We start from the raw sequence: 19,425 nt of genomic DNA, 5'->3' as shown, positions 1-19,425 counted from the left end.
TCGCGGGCGCGAAGGTCGGGGGCGGCCACTTCGCCATGATCGCGGGCCCGTGCTCGGTCGAGTCGCGCGACCAGATTCTCGAGGTCGCGCGGGCGGTGAAGGCCGCCGGCGCCGGGATGCTCCGGGGCGGCGCCTTCAAGCCGCGCACCTCGCCCTACGACTTCCAGGGCCTGCGCGCGGACGGGATCGAGCTCCTTCTCGAAGCCAAGCGAGAGACCGGTCTTCCGATCGTCACCGAGATCATGAACATCAACCACCTCCCGCTCTTCGAAGAGGTGGACGTGATTCAGGTGGGCGCGCGGAGCATGCAGAACTTCGAGATGCTCCGCGAACTCGGCAAACTGGAGAAGCCCATCCTCATCAAGCGGGGGCTCGCCAACACGATCAAGGAACTCCTCATGGCGGCCGAATACGTCATGAGCTCGGGGAACACCCAGGTCATGCTCTGCGAGCGCGGCATCCGCACGTTCGAGACCGCCACCCGCAACACGCTCGACCTCTCCGCCGTCTCGGTGCTCCATGAAAAGACGCACCTGCCGGTGATCGTCGACCCCAGCCACGCGACGGGCGTCGCCCGCTACGTGAAGCCCATGGCGGCTGCGGCCGCGGCCTGCGGCGCGGACGGGCTCCTGATCGAAGTCCACAACAACCCCGCGGCCGCTCTTTGCGACGGCGCGCAGTCGCTCACTCCGGAAGAATTCGCCGAAACGGCGGCGCTCGTGCGCGCCGTGCGGGGTGCGGTGAGCTCGGTCGGTGCGCACGATGCGCCGCTCACCGAGGCCGCCTGCGACCGTTCGGCCTGCCGCACGTGTGCGGCGTCCTGAGGACCTCACGAAGGAGCCGAGGATGAACGACCAAACCTACGAGATCCACGTCCCGACGGGCGAACCCTACGCGGTCTCGATCGGCCGCGGCCTCATCCACCGCGTGGGCGCGACGGCGGCCGCGTGCGTGACGGGCCGCCGGGCGCTCGTGGTCTCGGACGGGAACGTCGCGCCGCTCTGGGGGCTGCCGGTCCGGTGGTCCTTGGAGGGTGCGGGCTTCGAGGTGCACGACTGGACCTTCCCGGCGGGCGAGCAGAGCAAGTCCCCGGACATGCTCATGGCGCTCATCCACCGCGCGGCGGAACTGCGCCTCTCCCGGCGCGATCTGGTGGTCGCGCTCGGGGGCGGCGTCACCGGAGACCTCGCGGGTCTCGCCGCCGCGCTCTGGTGCCGCGGGGTCGCGTGCCTCCAGGTCCCGACGTCGCTTCTCGCGATGGTCGACTCGAGCGTGGGCGGCAAGACCGCGGTGAACCTCCCCGCGGGGAAGAACCTGATGGGGGTCTTCTCGCAGCCGGTCGCCGTCGTCTGCGACCCGGACGTTCTCGAGACGCTCCCCGAGGACGAGTACGCGAACGGCTGGGCCGAGATCGTGAAGTACGGGATGCTGGACCGAGGCGTCGCGGAGATGCTCGAAGACCTGCCCGAAGAAGACTCGTCGGAGTACCCCGATGCGCTCACGGCGCTGATCGCCCGCTGCGTCGAGGTGAAGCGCGACGTCGTCGCCGCGGACGAGCGCGAGGGGAGCACCCGGGCGCTTCTCAACCTCGGGCACACCGTGGGTCACGCGGTTGAGCGCGTCACGGGCTACGGCGTCCCCCACGGGCGCGCTGTCGGTGTCGGTTTGGCGGTGCTGACGCGCGCGATGGTGAGAACGGGGAGGGCGAAGCCCGAGGTGCTCTCGCGGCTTCTTCGACTGCTCGACCGGTTCGGGCTTTCCGCCGAGTGCCCCTGGGGTCCGGACGCGCTCCTCGAAGCTGCACGCGCCGACAAGAAGTCGACGGGCGGATCCGTCACCTTGGTGCTCCCCTGCGGCTGGGGCGACTGCCGGCTCGAATCGACCCGCTTCGGGGACTTCCGAAAACTCCTCGAGATCGGGATCCCGACCGACGCGCCGCAGAGTTGCTGATCCCCATTCACGAACCAACCCGACGAATCCGAGAAGAACCCATGCATTCCGAATCCCCGAACCTCCCTGAAACGACCATGACGCCGGAGTGCGTCCGCCTTCACCCGGCGGCGCTCACCGGCACGATCCCCGCGGTCGACGCCAAGTCTTACGCGCACAGGCTCCTGATGGCGGCGGCCTTGGCCGACGTCCCCACAAGGATCCGCTGCCGCACGCGTTCCGCCGACATTCTCGCGACGGTGCGGGTGATGCGCGCGCTGGGGGCGGAGATTGAGGACTTGGGAGAGGCGTTTCTCGTCCGGCCGATCGGGTTGTGCCTCGCAGAGAAGGGCCTTCGCCCCGAAGACCTCGATGAGGTGACGCTCGACTGCGGGGAGTCCGGCACGACCGAGCGCTTCATCCTCCCGATCGTCGCGGCCCTGGGGCGGAAGGCCGCGGTCACCGGCGCGGGCCGCTTGGCCGAGCGCCCCTTGTCGCCGCTTTCCGACGTCCTCCGCGCCGCAGGCGTCTCGCTCTCGGAAGAAGGCGTCTTCCCGCTTCACGTCGCGGGCCGGATCGGGGTCGGCGACTACGCGATCGCCGGGAACGTTTCGAGCCAGTTCGTGGGCGGGCTCCTCTATGCGCTCTCGCTTCAATCCTGCGAATTGGTCGAAGCGGGCGAATCGGTTGGTTGTGACGCGGTGAGCACGCTGGAACTCACGGGAACGGTCGAGTCCGCGCCCTACATCCGCATGACGGAGGAGGTGCTCCGCGCCTTCGGGGCGGAGGTCGAAGTGAGCCGTGACGAACGGAAGTACGTCGTCCGCGGGGCGGACGCCTCGGGCCTATTGGTTTCGCCCGGCAGGGCGGCGGTCGAGGGCGACTGGTCGAACGCGGCCTTCTGGTTGGTCGCCGGTGCGGTCGGTGCTGTCGGAGCGGGCCGTGAAGGTCTCGCCGGCATCACGGTGACGGGCTTGAGGCCCGACTCCGCCCAGGGCGACCGCGCCGTCGCGGAAATCCTTGCGCGGATGGGCGCGGAGGTCGCGGGCGACGCCGTCACGGTGCGGCCGCCCAAGAACGGGCGCCTCCACGGCCTCACGGTCGACGCCGCCCAGATCCCGGATCTCGTCCCCGTGCTCTCCGTCGCGGCCGCGTGCGCGGAAGGCGTGACGACCTTCGTCAACGCCGGGCGCCTGCGCATCAAGGAGAGCGACCGGCTCGCGACGACCGCGGCGATGCTGCGATCGCTCGGCGTCGAGGTGACGGAGGGCGAAACCACGCTCACCGTTGCGGGACGTGCGGGCAGGCCCCTCACGGGCGGCACGGTCTCGGGCGCGAACGACCACCGCATCGTCATGGCGGCCGCCGTGGCGGCGACCGTCGCCTCGGGCCCCGTCGTGATCGAGGGCGCCCGCGCCGCCCGCAAGTCCTACCCGGACTTCTTCCGGGACTACGCCGCGCTGGGCGGACGGGTTGAAGTCTTCTGAGAAGCGGAGATCTCCTCAAAAGAGCCTCCCCGAATACTCCGGCCCAGCCCCCGAACGAACCGAATTCACGCATCCACGAATCCAACCCCTGAACCCCAAGAAGAAGGAATACGAAACCATGTCGACCATCGGACGCAACCTTCACGTCTCCGTCTTCGGCCAGAGCCACGCCGCCGCGGTGGGCGTCACGATCGACGGGCTTCCCGCCGGGGAAGCCGTCGACGCGGCGGAGCTCGCCCGCTTACTCGCGCGCCGCGCGCCGGGCGGAAAGTTGGCGACGCAGCGCCGAGAGGCGGACGAGCCCGAGATCCTCTGCGGGCTCCTTGATGGCGTCACCTGCGGCGCGCCCCTGACGGCCGTGATCCGAAACGGTGACGCCAAGAGCCGCGACTACCGGGAGTCGGCGGAAAAGCCCCGGCCGTCGCACGCCGACTGGCCCGCGCACGTCCGATACGGCGGCTGGCAGGACGTCCGCGGAGGCGGTGTCTTCTCCGCGCGCCTCACCGCGCCGCTCTGCGTCGCGGGCGGGATCGCGATGCAGATCCTCGCGCGCCGCGGGATCCTCGTGGCGGCGCACGTGCGCTCGATCGGCGCGGCGGAAGACCGCCCGATGAACCCGATGGGGGAGGACGATGCGGTTTTGGCCGCCCGTCTCACGCGTCCCGTCGCGGCGCTCTCGGACGAAGCGGCCGAGCGGATGGCGGCGGAAGTTGAGGCCGCGAGGAAAGCCGCCGACAGCGTGGGCGGCACGGTCGAATGCATGGTGACGGGGCTCCCCGTGGGGTTGGGCGGTCCGCTCTTCGACGGGATCGACGGGCGGATCGCGTACACGGTCTTCGGCGTTCCCGGCGTCAAAGGGGTGGAGTTCGGCGCGGGGTTCGAGGCGGCAAGGATGCGCGGCTCCGAGATGAACGACCCCTGGTGCCGGGACGAGGCCGGGGCGGTCACGGCCGCCGCGAACCGCGCGGGCGGCGTCGTGGGCGGGATGACGACGGGGTTGCCGTTGATCTTCACGTGTGCGTTGAAGCCCACGCCCTCGATCGGGCAGCCGCAGCGGACGGTGTCGTTGGCGGAGGGCGGTGAGGCGGAACTCCGCATCCGCGGCCGCCACGACCCGTCGATCGTGATCCGCGCGGTGCCGGTGCTGGAGGCCGTGACGGCGCTGACGGTGTTGGACGCACTGCTCGACGCTCCGGCGGTCCTTCCCGACACCCCGCGGCGGGACTTGCCCCGGGTGCCGGAGGGCTGAAGCCAAAGCCTTTTGAACCCGGCCACCGCGGCCTGCACGACCAAACCCAACCAAGACCACAGCACAAGAGAAGAGAGAACGCCATGGACCAGACCGTCATCTCTGTTTCCCATGATGAAATCCGAGATCCCGCGGCGCACGCCGCGAAGGTGATCCGCCGCGAGCGCGTCCGCATCGACGCCGCCGACCGGGCGATCCTTGACGCCATGCGCGGGCGCTTCGAAGCCGTGGCCGCGATCGGCGCGGCGAAGCGCCGGGCGGGCCTTCCCGTCTACGACGCCGCCCGTGAGGCGGCGCTCTACGCGCGCATCTCGGAAATGGCGGGCGACCTCGCCCCGGCGGCTCTTGCCCTCTGGCGCGTGATGACGGCGGCTGCCCGACGGATGGAGGGGCTTGATGTCCGTCACGAGGAGGCTGATCGGGCGGATCAGGCCGCTCAGTCCGCTCTCCCGACGACGCTGACGCTCGAACTCCCCGACGCGGCGATGCTCACGACCGTCACGACGATCCTCGCGGTGCACGAGTGCGTGCCGGCCGCGATGACCTGGGACGGCGCGGCGCGTCGCATGACGATCTCCGTCACGGAGGGGTCGGCCTGGGCGCCCGCGATGCTTTCAGATCTCACCGCTCAGGGCGTGCGGATCCCCGAGATGGAGAAGGTTGCTGAGATGGCGGCTGAAATGACCACTGGACAGGCCGCCGAACAGAGCGCTCCCTCGCGTCCGCGCTGCGGGCTTCTCGGTCGCAAGCTCGGGTACTCGTACTCCCCGGCCATTCACGCGGCTTTGGGCGACTACGACTACGACCTCCACGAGGTCCCGAACGAAGAGGATCTTGAAAAGTTCCTCAAGGAAACGCCGTTCGACGGTCTCAACGTCACCATTCCCTACAAGGTGGCGGTGATGGCGCACTGCGCGACGCTCTCGCCGCGCGCGAAGGCGATCGGCTCGGTGAACACGCTCGTACGCCGTCCCGACGGGACGCTCCATGGCGACAACACGGACGACGCGGGCTTCACGGCGATGGTGGAAGAGAGCGGCGTCGACCCCGCAGGCAAGACCTGCGTGGTGCTGGGTTCGGGCGGGGCGTCGAGGACGGTCGTGGCGGTGCTCAAACGCATGGGCGCGAAGCGGGTGGTGGTCGTCTCCCGAAGGGGTGAAGACCACTACGGAAACCTCGCGCGCCACGCCGACGCGGCGCTCCTCGTCAACGCGACGCCCGTCGGGATGTACCCGAACGTCGACGCGAGCCCCGTCGAGGACTTGTCGGTCTTCCCGAAGTTGGAGGCCGTTTTGGATCTGATCTACAACCCGCCCAAGACGAAGCTTCTGGCCGACGCCGAGAAGCGCGGGATCCGGACGGTGAACGGCCTCAGGATGCTCGTCGTGCAGGCGGCGGTGGCGAGTGCACTCTGGGGATGCTCCGCGTACGACGCCAAGCGCTGCGCGGCGATCGAAGCGGCGATCCGTCTGGGCGAAGAAAACCTCTGGCTCGTAGGCATGCCCGGCGTCGGCAAGACCACCGTGGGCGGCCTTTTGGGCGAGGCGTTGGGCCGTCCCTTCGTCGACCTCGACGCTGAGATCGAGCGGGTCGCCGGGATGCCGATCCCCGAGATCTTCAGGACGCGCGGCGAAGCGGGATTCCGAGAGATCGAAGCCGAGGCCGCGATGACCGCCTCCCGCGGGCGCGGGACCGTCATCGCGACGGGCGGCGGCACGGTGCTCCGCGAAGCGAACCGCCGCGCGATGCGGGAGAGCGGGACGGTGGTGTGGCTGCAGCGGGACCTCTCGCGCCTCCCGACCGAGGGCCGACCGCTCTCGGAAGCCAAGGGCGTCGAGAAGCTCTACGCCGAACGCGAACCCATCTACCGCGCGGCCGCGCACCTCGAAGTCGACGCGAACCTTTTGGCCGGCGCCGAAGCCGTCGCGGAGCACGTGATCGGACGGCTGATGCGGGCGTGAGGGAAGAGGGTGGTTTTGGTCGAATGAAGAAAGATGTGCGCAGATTGACGGCGAAAGCGCGCAGAAGAATGAAAAAGGCGACGAAATGGAGACGGAAGACGTGAAGAAGATGAATGCTCCCAAGAAGATCCTGATCATCAACGGACCGAACCTCAACATGCTCGGCATCCGCGAGCCCGACCTCTACGGGGCGGTGACCCACGAGAAGCTCGTTGGCCTGCTCGCCAACTGGTGCCGGGAGGCGGGCGTCGGGCACGACTACTTCCAGTCGAACCACGAAGGCGCGATCGTGGACCGCATCCAGGAGGCCTATTTCGAAGGGGTCGACGGGATCGTGATGAATCCCGCCGCCTACACCCATACGAGCGTCGCGATTCTGGACGCCTTGAAGGCGACCGCGATCCCGACCGTGGAGATCCACATCACGGACGTTTCGACCCGGGAGGACTTCCGCCGGGTGAGCTACGTCGCGCTCGCGGCGAAGCACCGGATCATGGGGCACGGGATCGAGGGCTACCGGGAGGCGATCGGGTGGTTGGTCGACTATCTCAATAAGGCGTGAGGGAGGTTTGCGGGGCGCATGCGTAGCGCATGAGAGGCCCAAGAGACGTGCCTCACAACGTTGGTTCGGAGAAGAAGAGGGGTGTTTTCAACAGCAGTGCGTTGATTTTGCTGAAGTTGTGTTGGTTTTGAGGGTGGTTCGAACTTGGCTGAGCCCATGGGAATTGTTGGTGACCTTGGGTGTGAACGCCGGGTGGCGTTCACGGTTCGAACCACCTGTTTTTCTTTCGAGAGAATCATGACCAACAAGAACTTCGACAACAACGATCCGTCCTTCCGGCCGGAAGCGGCGGTTGGGACCGAAGAGACGCCCGGGACGCCGGGCGCCTCCGAATCCCGCGAGAACAAGAACCTCCTGAGCCCCCGCGGGCGCATTGGGCGGTGGACCTTCGCCCTGGTGTGGATCACCGCCACCATCCTCAACACCTTCCTCATCGAGCTGAGCAACATCTTCGTGGAGCCCAATGAGGCGATGATCCTCCTCGCGGTGATCGTCGCCGTCGGCCTGGTTTCGGTCTTCGCGGCGATCAAGCGCTGCCGCGACGCCGGGATCGCGACCGCCTGGGCCATGCTGGCGTTCCTGCCGCTCTTCAACTTCCTGCTCTTTTTCTATTTGGTATGGAAGCCCGCGAAGGATGCGGTGAGGTCCGAGCAGTCCGGACGACGGGAAACGCCGACGGCGAACCGTCCCGCCAGGGGCGCGCGCACGGATGAAACCGTGGTGAACGTTTGGGATTGCGATTGGGATCGCGATTCTGAAGCCGCCCGGCGCCTGCCCGCGCCGCCCGCATCCTCAGCTTCTGCCTCGTCTTTGGACGAAAGGGTCCGGGAGAGCGGGAGGCTGCAGGGCGAATGGGAGGCCGAGCGCGCGAACGCCTTCATGGACGGAATCGGCGCACGGCTCAAAAGTCTCTTTCCCGGCCTCGCCGGAGGCGGCGACTGCTCCGGCCCGGAGGCGGCGCTGATCGGCGTCTATTTGTTGAGCTACGTGATCGTGGCGGGGTTCGCGATCAACTGGGCCTTCGACATCGCCTGGGGGCACGTCGTCGCCGTCTTGGTGGCGGTCACCGGCCTCATCTGGCTGATTCCTTTCGGAGGCATCCTCGCGGGTTGCCTGGTTTCCTGGTACCTGTCGGAAGGCTGCGGCTGGTGGGTGATCTTCTCGTTCACCTACGCCTTCCCCTTGGCCGTCGCCACGCTCGTCGGGATGCTTTCCCGCGGGGCGAAGGGCGCGGTGAAGTCATGGCCTGAGGCGCGCGCCGAGTTGGCGTCCTTGAAGCGACGCTGGTTCGGCCGACGCTGACGCCCGCCGTCAGAGAAGGCTTCCCACTGAACGGGCGGCCGGTGCCTTCGCGCCGGTCGCCCGCCGATCCCGCCTTCACCTTGACGACGCCGGGCCCGATCCATAGAATTCGCGTTTTGCTTCGCAGACGGTCGGCAAAGTACGCTTTGGATTGCAACGATTGGCGTGCGTTGGGTCGGCTCGGTGTCGGCGGCCGAAGGCCGTCCGAACCGAAAGGCAGCGCTCTTCGGAGCGTCATCTGGTCTCATCGAGCGGGAGGCTGCGGGAGGCGTTTCCGAACGCGTCCCTCAGCCTTCATTTTTCCCTTCACAATTGGCGACATCTATCAAAATTGAAAAATCGTTAGGATCTTGCAATTACGGAAGACCTGTTATAGAATGAGTCCAACGAAAGACGAAAAGCGATAGGAAACGCTGATCAGTCTTCTTTGAACCTCCCCTCGTAAGAAGGACTTCCCCGCTGTACGAAGCTGAATTTCAGGGAATCTGCTTGAAAAGACGCTTCGAACTTCCCTAAAATGATGGGTGGAGAGGATTCTCCGAAGGGCCAACCAAACATAAGGAGTCACCTATGTCCTGCTGCCAGAACAAGAACGCCTGCAAGCTCAACACCTACGTCGCCAACCTCATGGTCTGGACGGTGAAGCTGCACAACATCCACTGGAACGTCGTCGGCCCGATCTTCAAGCCGGTCCACGAATACACCGAAGCCCTCTACGACCAGTGCTTCGAAGCCTACGACGAAGTCGCCGAGATCCAGAAGATGCGCGGCGCCACCCCGCTCTCGACGATGAAGGACTACCTCGAAGCCGCCACGATCGAAGAAGTCTCCCCGCGCGCCTTCTCCTGCTGCGAAGCGCTTCAGATGGTCTACGACGACATGAAGAAGATGCAGGATCTCGCGAAGGAAATCCGCGCCGAAGCCGCCGAACGCGACGACTTCCAGGTGCAGGCCACCTTCGAAGGCTACATCGCCGCCTTCCAGAAGGAACTCTGGTTCCTCGACGCCATGAAGGAAGGCCACGCTGAAGAATCCTGCGGCTGCAAGAAGTAACACCGCCTGATTCCCGAGCGCCCTCCGAGCGCCGGAGGCACCCGCGAGATGGTCGCGGTCCCGGCGCGGGCGTTTGGATGCGTCCCGTACGGCACGACGGCCCGTCACGAGAGTGGCGGGCGTCGTGCTTTTGGGCGTCCGGAAAGGCGTCGACTCTCCGGCCGCATCCGGCCTCCGGCAGGAAGACGGATATGAAGAGAGCCCGGTTGAAACCGGGCTCTCCGTGTGTGCTCGGGCCGCCGTCCCTTCGCCGGGAAGAGGCGGCGTTCGTCAGAGCTTCGCCTTCTCCACCTTGGGCTGCCCCTTGGTGAGTTCGTCGCGGGCCGCTTCGGCGCGAAGACGCGCCTCTTCCACGGCCGCCTCGCCCTTGGCGCGAACCTCGGGGTCGACGTGGGGGCAGCAGGGTTTGCGGGCCTGACCGGGTTTGGCGCAGGCCGCGGCCCTTTCAGCCTTCTCGGCCCGGGCGAGCGCCTCCAACTGCTCCAGCTTCTCGGCCTTTCTCTCCGACTTGGTCTTCACCGGGCTCTGTTCTTCCGGGGCCCAGCCGACGACGCGCGAGCACACCAAAATCGGAAGGCGCGTCAGCATCACGAGGAAGAGCTTCGTGAAGAGCGGCGCCATCGTCCACCAGCTCGGTCTGCGCATGAGCTCTTCCCGGCTCGCCGGCACGGGGAGGTTCCTCACGCGCAGACCCGCCCAGAGGAGCCGCACCAGAAATTCGGTCTCAAAGCCGTCCTCGGGCACGAGTTCGGCGTTGATGAGGACCGACAACGTCGCTTCCAGCGGATAGAGCCTCATCGGGCAGAGGGCGTCTTCGTGCGAGAGCGAAAGCCCGCAGAAGCCCGACGAGAAGTCGATGAGGTGCTGGCCCGTGACGCGCTGGCGGCGCATCGGGGTTTCGATCTTCACCGAATACCCGCAGAGAAGCTGCGAGGGGAACTTTCGCGCCAGGCGCATGAAGTGCTGCGCCGCCCCGAAGCTGAAGGGGCCGGAGGCGTCGATGACGAGCACGCCCCGCACGCCCAGCTTCGCCATGCGGCGGAAGCCCTCGCGGTAGAGCTTGAGCTTGTTGAAGCCGTCGTGGTGCACGACCTGAAGGTCGGGCGCGGACATCTGGTCGAGGACCTTGCGGGCTTCGGGCGAAAGGCCGTTCGATTCGATCAGGATCGGCACGCGCCGCTCATGAAGTTCCGCGACCACGCGGCGAAGACGCTCAAGGGGCTTCGCCGCGAGCGCTTCCCGCACGATGACGAGGCAGGCCTGTGCGGCGTGCGGCGCCTGACGGACGCCGGACGGACCGGCGACGGGCGTGATCGGCGGCATCGCCGACAAAGGCGGAACGGTGCCTGAGGGCCCTGGGTTGTCCGGCGCGGGAGCGCCGGACGAGGAGGACGTCGAAAGTGTTTGGGGCATGCGTTTCGGTGAATGGCGGGGTGTTCAGGAGGTGAGCATACCCCAAAGCGAAGGGAATCGCGTGAACGGATCCGTGGTGGTGAGCCTTTGGAACGTTTTCCCTGACGTCTTCCTCCGACAGCGGACGTGAGAACGGGGCGGGAGGAAGCGGAGACCAAGGGAGAAGAAGGAGACGAAGGAGAGGAAGGAGGGAGGGCGCCGGACCGCAAGGACGCCTTTTTCGCGGTCCGGCGCCTTCCCGTTGGGGTTCTGTGCTGGGTGTCGTGTTACAGCCCGTCAGGAGGCCGCGGCCCGGGGGCGGCGCGCCGCCTCCCTGCCATCGGGCGCCTCGGTTCGGACGGCGCGGATCATGCGGGCGACGTCGCCGACGAAGGTCTCGACCCGCTCAAGGGTCGCCGCCGTGACCTGACGGTTCTCGACCGGGGCGGCCTCGAGGATCTTGGCGATGCCGACGCCGAAGGCGACCGCAACGGGCACCCGTCGGCCCACGAGTTCGGGGAGGACCTTCACGAGAGCGGTGCCCAGGGCGGCTGCGTTCGCGGGATTCTCAATGCGGGAGAGGTCCGCGTCGAAGAGGACGGGAAGCTCAACGCCTTCCGTTTCCATCACCCGGAACTGCGCCCGGACGGCCCCGGCCGAAGCCGCATCCGGCATCGGCGCCACCATCGCCCCCGTCACGATGCGGACGAGCTTCCCGACGCGCGCCGCGTCGGCGTTGGGCGGCAGGAGTCCGGCCAAGGCGAGCCCTTCGGTCGCGGCGGCATCGTCGAATGCCGTTTCGAGTTCGCGCATCCCGACCGGAAGGTCCGGGATGTAGAGCGCGTCGACGCCCGCATCCGCCGCGGCAGCCGTGAAGGCTTCAAGACCGAGGACGACGATCTGGTTCGCGTAGAGGGTGAGCATGACCGGAAGATCCGGGTATTCGTCGCGGATCGTGCGCACGAGGCGGAGCGACTGCTCCAGGTCGGCCCCAGCTTCCAAGGCCCGCACCGAGGCGTGCGCGCAGTCGGGGGCGTGGGCGCACGGGTCCGAAAAGGGAAGCGTCAACGAGAGCGCATCCGCGCCCGCTCGGATCACCGCGCGGAGCACCTCGACGGAGGCTTCGGGCGTGGGATCGCCGAGCGTCACGGCGGGGACGACCGCGGCGCGGTCGGTGAAGCGGGTGAGTCGGTCAAAGCGGTTCGTGCTCTTGGTCGTGTTCGTCTGGGCGGTCATGGCGGCGGTCTCCGGCTGGGCGTTCGGGATGTTCTGGATGGGCGTGAGGTTCGTCACGTGCATGGCGTTCATGGCGCGGTCCTCCTCAGGCGGCGAGCGTTTGGGCGGGCGAGAGGGGCTTCAGGACCCCGTCGACCGTGCGTTCCTCTTCCTCCAAGCGCGCCGCCACCTGGAAGATGTCCTTGTCGCCGCGGCCCGAAAGGTTGACGATGATCTTTTGTTCGCGCTCCGGGTTCTGCCGCGCCATCTTGAGGGCGTAGGCCAAGGCGTGGCTGCTCTCCAAAGCCGGGATGATCCCTTCCAGACGCGAGAGCTCGTGGAAGGCGGCCAGAGCCTCTTCGTCCGTGACGCTCACGTACTCGGCGCGGCCGATGACCTGGAGGTGGACGTGTTCGGGGCCGATCGACGGGAAGTCGAGCCCCGCCGAAATCGAGTAGCTCTCGTTGATTTGGCCTTCGTTCGTTTGGAGGTTCAAAGACCGCGCCCCGAAGAAGATCCCTTCGGTGCCCATCCCGAGCGTGACGCCGTGCTCCTTCGTATGGATCCCGAGGCCGGCGGGTTCGACGCCGATGAGTTTGGCGGGGGTTTCCTTGAAGTCCGTGAAGATGCCGATGGCGTTGGAGCCGCCGCCCACGCACGCGATCACCGCGTCGGGCGTGCTGTGCTCGACCTCGGCGAATTGCCGCCGGGCCTCTTCACCGATGATCTTCTGGAACTCGCGCACGATCGTCGGGAAGGGGTGCGGACCCGCAGCCGTGCCCAGCATGTAGTGGGTCGTCTGGAAGTTTTCGCCGTAGTCGCGAAGGGCCGCGTTGCAGGCTTCCTTCAGGGTGCCGCGGCCCGCCGTCACCGGCACGACTTCAGCGCCCATGAGGCGCATGCGGAAGACGTTGGGCTTCTGGCGCTCGACGTCTTTGGCGCCCATGTAGATGCGGCACTCCATCCCGAAGAGCGCGGAGGCCAAGGCCGTCGCGACGCCGTGCTGGCCCGCGCCCGTCTCCGCGATGATGCGGGTCTTGCCCATGCGGCGGGCGAGAAGAATTTGGCCCAAGACCTGATTCGTCTTGTGCGCGCCCCCGTGGACGAGGTCTTCGCGCTTCAGGTACATCGTCGTGCGGGTGCCTTCCGTCAGGCGGCGCACGCGCGTGAGCGGCGTCGGGCGGCCGGCGTAGGTCGTGAGGAGCTCGGAGAGCTCACGATGGAACTCGGGATCGGCCTGCGCTTCGATGAAGGCGGCTTCGAGTTCGTCCAAGGCGGGGACGAGGATTTCAGGGACGAACTGACCGCAGAAACGGCCGAAATAGGGGTTGAGCTGCATGGTGCGGTTCCTTCTGGTGTCTTGGGTGACGCAGTCGGCGCGGTTGCAGTGCTTTGCGTTGAGGCGCGCCGGAGGTTCGGGTGACGGCGGAGGCCGTCGGCCGACATAACGTGTCGGTTGCGGAGGCAGAAAGAAGGAATCAGCACCATCGGTGGTGCGCTTCGGGCCGGATGCGGCGGAGGGATTGAAACTTCGACATGGTTCTGGTCCTGGAGGTTTGGTGGACCTGCGGATGCCGAAGCGGGGAGGGGGTTGGCCTGTGGCCGGATACGAAAAAAGCCCGCGATCAGCGTCCGCGGGCCTTGTGTCTCGAAATGAATTCGTGCGTACGACGAACAGGTGCCCGCTAGGAGAGCGGCCACCACCAGCGCAGCGACGTCGTCGCGCGGCTCGGCTTGTTGTTCGTACGGAGGATCATGGCGTTGTCCGAGATGTCGTGTTCGTTTGGGGTGGTGCGGGTTTCTCGTGGGGGCCTTGCGGGGCTTCCCCGTCCGGAGCGCACGTTTTTCACTCTATACACGGCTTTCGCCGGCTGTCAAATCCCGGGCGGAAGAAAAGTTGTGGCGAACGGATGACGGGACTTGAGAAAAAGCGCTTCCGGGGGACGCCGGTCGGGGAGGCCGAGGAGGGCGTGAAAAAGAAGGTCGTCGGGTTTCCGTTCGGGGGTGGTTCGAAGGAGGGTGAGCGTAAGCTTTTTGGAGGGGTTGAGGAACGGTCTTTGCGGTTGAATGTGCGTCAATGCGGTGAAGGATAGCGGGCGTAACCGCTCACAAATAACTTCCTGAAATGTGGTGTCGGAGGGTTCCCGTGGAGCATCTTCGACGACCCCCGGTCCCGGTTTCGTTTTGGCTCGGGTCTCCCGTTTTCGACGGCTGGAGGTCCCGAAGTTGTAACAAAGCGGGAAAACAGTGCGGATCGGGGCCTCCGCGGATCCCACAACACCCTGAAATCGGGTGAAAATACGAGGATTCGCACGGATGCGGAAGTTGCCGGACGGGTATCGTTTTGAAGTCGTGATGCCTTTTGCTGGGATCTCTCCACGGAAGCGGTTGATGGGTCTGGAAATTTAGGGTTTACCCTAAAGAAAGAGCCTCTTCAAGCTCCGGTGAAGCGGTTCCCGACCCTCCCGTCCCCTTTCCGCAGGTCGTGCCTCCAACGTCCTTGCCTTCTCAACCGCCTTCCGGTTTTTTTGACCAACCGACATGGAACACGGTCTTCCGCTCATCTCGACCCTCGTCATCGCGTTTTCGCTGGCGCTCATCTTCGGCTTCGTCTGCGAGCGCTTCCTGAAGTCGCCCGCGCTCGTCGGCTATCTGCTGGCCGGCGTCGCCGCCGGGCAGCATACGCCCGGCGTCTTCGCCGACCCGGCCCTCGCGCACCAGTTGTCCGAAATCGGCGTGATGCTGCTGATGTTCGGGGTGGGTCTGCACTTCTCGGTGAAGGACCTCATGAGCGTCAAGGCGATCGCGCTTCCCGGGGCGGTGCTCCAGATGGCGATCGCGACCGTGTTGGGCGCGGTGGCCGTGCACTTCTTTTGGGATTGGGCCTGGGGGCAGGCGTTCGTCTTCGGGGCGTCGCTTTCGTGCGCCTCGACCGTGGTGCTTCTGAAGGCGCTTGAAGTCCGCGGGATCCTCACCACCCACGACGGCCGCATCGCCGTGGGCTGGTTGGTCGTCGAAGACGTCGCCACCGTCCTCATTCTCGTGCTGTTGCCGCCCCTGGCCGGCCTCATTCTCGGGCCCAACTCCGCGGCCGCGCTGGCCGAGCACGCCTCGGACGCGGTTTCCGTGGGCGACGTCGCGGGCGAAGTCGTCTCGGCGGGCGCCGCGGCACTCTCGGGCGAACCCGCGCCTGCGGCCGGGGCGGAAGTCTCGCTGCTGCGCGAAATCCTGATCACGTTCGCGAACGTCGCCGCCTTCACGGCCGTGATGTTCGTGGTGGGCCGCCGCGTGCTTCCGTGGCTCATGACCCAGGTCGCCCGCACGGGTTCCCGCGAACTCTTCACGCTCTTCGTCTTGGCCTGCGCGCTGGGCGTCGCGTACGGCGCCGCCGAAATCTTCCACGTGAGCTTCGCCTTGGGCGCGTTCTTCGCCGGCATGGTGATGCGCGAGAGCAGCTTCGCGCACCGGGCGGCGACCGAGTCGCTGCCGCTCCAGGACGCCTTCGCCGTCTTGTTCTTCGTCGGTGTGGGGATGCTCTTTGACTGGCACATCCTCTGGCAGGCTCCCTTTGAAGTCCTCGCGGTCCTCGCCATCATCATCTTCGGGAAGTCCCTGGCGGCGTTCTCGCTCGTCGTGGTGATGCGCCGCCCGCTCGGGACCGCCATCACGGTGGCCGCCGCCCTGGCGCAGATCGGCGAATTCAGCTTCATCCTCATCGGCCAGGCGGCCGGCATGGGCTTGGCGGACGGTCACGCGGTGAACCTCGTCGTCGCGGGCGCGATTCTCTCGATCGCGCTGAACCCCGTCGCCTTCATGCTGATCCCGAAGGTCGAAAAGGCGCTCACCTCGCGCTTCGCGTGGGCGCGTAAGGCCGCGATGCTCGAAGCCCCGATGGAGACGCTCCCCGAGGAAACGCCCGCGGAAACGCTCTTGGGTCAGACGCTCGTCATGGGCCGCGGCGCGATGTTTGCGCCCTTTGTCGAGGCGCTCGCCCAAGCCGGCGAAAAGCTCGTGGCGATCACGCCCGACCAAGCCGACGCCGAGAAGCTCTCCGAAGAAAACATCTCCGTCATCTGCGGCGACCCCGCGGACGTGCGCGTGCTCGTGGGCGCGCACATCTTCCAGGCCCGCAACATTCTTCTTCTCTCGAACGGCCCCGAAGGCGTCGCCATCCTGGAGACGATCCGCAGCGCCCGCACGGACCTTCCCGTCACGGTCGTGACGAAGAACGGCGCCTTCTGGGCGGAAGTCTCGAGCGGGCTCTTGGAAGGCGTGAAGATGCTCTCGGTGGAGAGCGCCGCCGTGTCGGGCCTGGTGCACCGCATCCGCAAGGCCGACGCCGCGGGCGAAGTGCCGGGCGACGTGATCGTCACGGCGCAGATGGCGAAGCGCGAAGCGCAGCGCCAGGCCGCCGAAGAAGAGGCGAGGAAGGTCGAAGAGGCCAAACGCGCCGCGAGGGAAGGGCAGCAGGAAGGTGCTGAGGGTGCCGAGGCGGCGCCTGAAGCCGCGGAAGCAGAGAAGACCGCTGAGGCCGCTCCGGCTGCCGAAGTGCCCAGGGCCGATGCCCCCGTTGCGGAACCCGTGAAGGCTGCGGAGCCCGCGGCCGAACCCGAAACGCCGAAGGTCGTTGAGGCCGTCCCGGCCGTCCCGGCCGCCCCGGCCGTTCAGCCGGCCGAAGCCGGGAAGCCGGACGAAGCCGCCCCCGTGCCGCCCACGGTGGAGCCGCTGATGCCGGAACCCGACGAGACGCCGGTCGCGGCGGAGAAGACGGAGGCCGACGGGAAGGCCGAACTCGCCAAAAAGGCAAAGGACGCCGCGAAGGAAAAGGCCGCCGAGGCCGCCCCGTCCGCAAAGACGATTTTGGGCAAGCTCCCGAAGCTCTTCGGCCAGTAATCCGCCGGTACGTCGGTACCCCAACAAGGGCCGCTGTGTTCGAAAACTTCTTCGAACCGCGGCCCTTCGCGTTATCATGCGGTCACCTGCGGCGGATTCGTGGTGAGATCTCCGGTCAAGAGAGGTCCCGCCGACGCCGCGTCTTTCATTTTCCCGTACGGAGACCCCCCGTGAAGTACTTTGATTTCGAGATCTGCGGCCTGAAGCGCAAGCTTCCCTACGTCAAGGTGGCCGACAACCTGGCGCTCGCGAGCTTCGTATGCTTGTCCGACACCGAACTCGTCATGGCCTGCGCCCCCGAACTCGTGAAGCGCCTCCCGGAGGTCGACGTCCTGATGACGGCGGAAGCGAAGGGCATCTGCCTCACCTATGAGATGAGCCGCCTGATGGGGATGAAGGAATTCGTGGTCGCCCGCAAGAGCAAAAAGCCCTACATGCAGAACGCCATCTCCTTCAAGGCCTGCTCGGTGACGACGCAGAAGGAGCAGACGCTCTGGTTGGACGGCGTCGAAGCCGAGAAGATCCGCGGGAAGCGCGTCGCCCTGATCGACGACGTGATCGCGACGGGCGAGAGCCTCGCGGCGATCGAGAACCTCGCGAAGGCGGCGGGCGCGAACGTCGTCGCCCGCGCGGCGATTCTGGCGGAGCTCGAAGCCGTCGACCGCAAGGACATCATCTATCTCAAGGAACACTTCGTCTTCCGTCCGAACGAGGACGGGACCTTCACGCCGATCAAGAGCTTGAAGGACTGAGGAGCGCTGGGCGCCGGAAGCGTGACGGAGGTGTTGACTCCGGAGCGGCCGGCGCCTACACTTCGAACCAAGCGTACCCCGCACAGGATCCGTTGCCCGAACAGGCAGTGGACTGCACCAGGCAGGGTCTTCTTTTATCTGCGTCCGGTTCAATGCCGGGAAGCCTGAGCTGAACTCCCATCTCCAACAACCTCTGTTGGACACGAATCCTCCCCGTGAAGAGTAAAGCAGGGCGGCGACGCCCACACTTTTTCCAAAATCAGGTATAAACTTAGTCGGCAAAATAAATAACCCGGCGCACCCGCGCTCACCCGCAGTCCAACCATGCAGTTCCAGAAAAGGATGATCCCCGCCCGAGAAGCCCTCCGCCGTCACTACGGCGAGAGCCCGACGGCCGACGTCGACGTGGCGGGCGTGGAGATGATGCTCTATCTCACGAGCACGACGCGCCTCATCCACGACGAGATCTACGCGGCGCTCGAAGACGGCATGGGGTTGACCGAAGGCAAGTTCACCATGCTGATGGTGCTCCTCGACAAGGGGAGCCTTCCCGTGGTGGAGCTCTCCGCCCACATGGGCGTCACGCCCGCGACCGCGTCGATCATGCTTCGCCGGATGCTCTCGCAGCCGGTGCCGCTCGTCACGAAGCGCGCATCCGAATCCGACGCCCGGTCCTTCCTGATTGAACTCACCGACGAGGGACGCGCTCTTCTGGAGCGCGCGCTTCCCGACCACTACGCCCGCGTGACGAAGTTCGCGTCGAACCTCAGCCACGCCGAACAGGAGGAACTCATTTCGCTCCTGCGCAAGCTCCACGGCGACGGGGCCGAAGAGGAGGGCCTGCCCGCAGCAGAGCCCGTCGCCTCCCGGCGGAAGCACCCGCCGACGTAGGCGTGCGCCCGCCTCCCCAAGGCTTTCGGTCTCAGCCGCTGATCCAGCACCTCTTCTTTGTCCGGATGTTTAGTCGGCAAAGCAACTGAAGACCGACAACGCGGAGCAGGACACGGGGGACGGAGGCCCCGATGACAAGGAATGCCTCAGAACCCACGGAACACCATTTCAAGCCCAAATCATTAGCCGACAAAACAAAATGACCTCGCAGAAGAAAACCGACAAGACCATCCTCCGCACGATCGCGGGCTTTGCGGCCGTGCTCGCCGTCGCCGTCGGGCTCATCGCCCTCGGGAACCGCAACGACGCGGCGAGCGAAGGCGAGCGGCTCAAAGCCGGGCTTCTCACCGCGCACGAAGTGCGCATGGCCTTTCAAACCGTGGGCGGGCGGCTCGTCGACCGCCCGATCGAAGAGGGGGTGACGGTGGAAGCCGGGCAGAAGCTCCTCGCCTTGGATCCCACCGACGTGATGCTCGAGATCGAATCGACCGAAGCGAAGATCCGCCAGCAGGACCACCAGATCGCTTATGAAGAGGAGGGCATCGCGCTGGCGCTCGCCCGCGCGGACGAGACCGAAGCGTCGCTCTGGCGTCAGATCGAAGCCGCGGTAGCGAACCGCCGGAGTGCGGCGGCCGCGTTGAAGTCCGCTGAAGCCGACTGGACGCGCGCGAAGGGCTCGAAACTGATACAATAAGTCTAATCATATATACTTAAATCTAAGCAAAATGGATAGATTCAT

Annotated in this window: 15 protein-coding genes; 12 read left to right on the top strand and 3 right to left on the bottom strand. The window is 66.4% G+C overall.

Annotation, left to right across the window (positions count from 1 at the left end; translation table 11 throughout):
- The 8 genes from aroF to HMPREF9440_RS03595 all read left to right on the top strand — a co-directional run.
- The coding region (gene aroF / locus HMPREF9440_RS03635; protein ID WP_008541596.1) for a 3-deoxy-7-phosphoheptulonate synthase at positions 1-824 on the top strand (824 nt) is incomplete at its 5' end.
- Between the two features lie 22 nt (positions 825-846).
- Positions 847-1,950 carry a 3-dehydroquinate synthase gene (aroB, locus tag HMPREF9440_RS03630; protein ID WP_040763448.1) on the top strand — a complete coding sequence of 368 codons (1,104 nt, stop codon included), beginning with the start codon at positions 847-849 and terminating at the stop codon, positions 1,948-1,950.
- A 41-nt stretch (positions 1,951-1,991) separates the two neighbouring features.
- On the top strand, positions 1,992-3,416 hold the full coding sequence (gene aroA, locus HMPREF9440_RS03625; RefSeq protein ID WP_245523562.1) for a 3-phosphoshikimate 1-carboxyvinyltransferase: 1,425 nt from the start codon (positions 1,992-1,994) through the stop codon (positions 3,414-3,416).
- Positions 3,417-3,534: 118 nt separating this feature from the next.
- Positions 3,535-4,665, top strand: coding sequence for a chorismate synthase (gene aroC, locus HMPREF9440_RS03620; protein WP_008541590.1), 1,131 nt, complete (start codon positions 3,535-3,537; stop codon positions 4,663-4,665).
- An 83-nt stretch (positions 4,666-4,748) separates the two neighbouring features.
- Positions 4,749-6,626 (top strand): shikimate kinase, encoded by a 1,878-nt coding sequence (locus tag HMPREF9440_RS03610; protein ID WP_008541589.1) that lies wholly within the window; start codon positions 4,749-4,751, stop codon positions 6,624-6,626.
- An 85-nt stretch (positions 6,627-6,711) separates the two neighbouring features.
- Positions 6,712-7,188, top strand: coding sequence for a type II 3-dehydroquinate dehydratase (aroQ, locus tag HMPREF9440_RS03605; protein WP_008541587.1), 477 nt, complete (start codon positions 6,712-6,714; stop codon positions 7,186-7,188).
- A 237-nt stretch (positions 7,189-7,425) separates the two neighbouring features.
- A complete protein-coding gene (locus HMPREF9440_RS03600) occupies positions 7,426-8,490 on the top strand; it encodes a DUF805 domain-containing protein (protein WP_008541585.1) in 1,065 nt (354 codons plus the stop codon).
- 570 nt (positions 8,491-9,060) lie between these two features.
- On the top strand, positions 9,061-9,543 hold the full coding sequence (locus tag HMPREF9440_RS03595; protein WP_008541581.1) for a Dps family protein: 483 nt from the start codon (positions 9,061-9,063) through the stop codon (positions 9,541-9,543).
- A gap of 270 nt (positions 9,544-9,813) precedes the next feature.
- Here HMPREF9440_RS03595 and HMPREF9440_RS03590 read toward each other — a convergent pair whose 3' ends face one another.
- The 3 genes from HMPREF9440_RS03590 to trpB all read right to left on the bottom strand — a co-directional run bounded on the left by HMPREF9440_RS03590 (position 9,814) and on the right by trpB (position 13,489).
- Positions 9,814-10,866, bottom strand: coding sequence for a hypothetical protein (locus HMPREF9440_RS03590; protein ID WP_008541579.1), 1,053 nt, complete (start codon positions 10,864-10,866; stop codon positions 9,814-9,816).
- Positions 10,867-11,232: 366 nt separating this feature from the next.
- Positions 11,233-12,243 (bottom strand): tryptophan synthase subunit alpha, encoded by a 1,011-nt coding sequence (gene trpA, locus HMPREF9440_RS10445; RefSeq protein ID WP_008541577.1) that lies wholly within the window; start codon positions 12,241-12,243, stop codon positions 11,233-11,235.
- 13 nt (positions 12,244-12,256) lie between these two features.
- On the bottom strand, positions 12,257-13,489 hold the full coding sequence (trpB, locus tag HMPREF9440_RS03580; protein ID WP_008541575.1) for a tryptophan synthase subunit beta: 1,233 nt from the start codon (positions 13,487-13,489) through the stop codon (positions 12,257-12,259).
- A 1,202-nt stretch (positions 13,490-14,691) separates the two neighbouring features.
- Between trpB and HMPREF9440_RS03570 the strand changes: the two genes are divergently transcribed.
- The 4 genes from HMPREF9440_RS03570 to HMPREF9440_RS03550 all read left to right on the top strand — a co-directional run bounded on the left by HMPREF9440_RS03570 (position 14,692) and on the right by HMPREF9440_RS03550 (position 19,380).
- Positions 14,692-17,043 carry a cation:proton antiporter gene (locus HMPREF9440_RS03570; RefSeq protein WP_008541572.1) on the top strand — a complete coding sequence of 784 codons (2,352 nt, stop codon included), beginning with the start codon at positions 14,692-14,694 and terminating at the stop codon, positions 17,041-17,043.
- Positions 17,044-17,213: 170 nt separating this feature from the next.
- Positions 17,214-17,795, top strand: a complete 582-nt coding sequence (locus HMPREF9440_RS03560; RefSeq protein ID WP_008541570.1) for a phosphoribosyltransferase family protein — start codon at positions 17,214-17,216, stop codon at positions 17,793-17,795.
- Positions 17,796-18,119: 324 nt separating this feature from the next.
- A complete protein-coding gene (locus tag HMPREF9440_RS03555) occupies positions 18,120-18,686 on the top strand; it encodes a MarR family winged helix-turn-helix transcriptional regulator (protein ID WP_008541569.1) in 567 nt (188 codons plus the stop codon).
- A 199-nt stretch (positions 18,687-18,885) separates the two neighbouring features.
- Positions 18,886-19,380: an HlyD family secretion protein gene (locus tag HMPREF9440_RS03550; protein ID WP_008541568.1), complete on the top strand. Its 495-nt coding sequence runs from the start codon at positions 18,886-18,888 to the stop codon at positions 19,378-19,380.
- Positions 19,381-19,425: the final 45 nt, after the last annotated feature.

The sequence above is a fragment of the Sutterella parvirubra YIT 11816 genome, from assembly GCF_000250875.1.
Lineage (GTDB): Bacteria > Pseudomonadota > Gammaproteobacteria > Burkholderiales > Burkholderiaceae_F > Sutterella > Sutterella parvirubra.
Note: the sequence above shows the minus strand (reverse complement) of the source record. Positions and strands in the feature narration are given on the sequence as shown.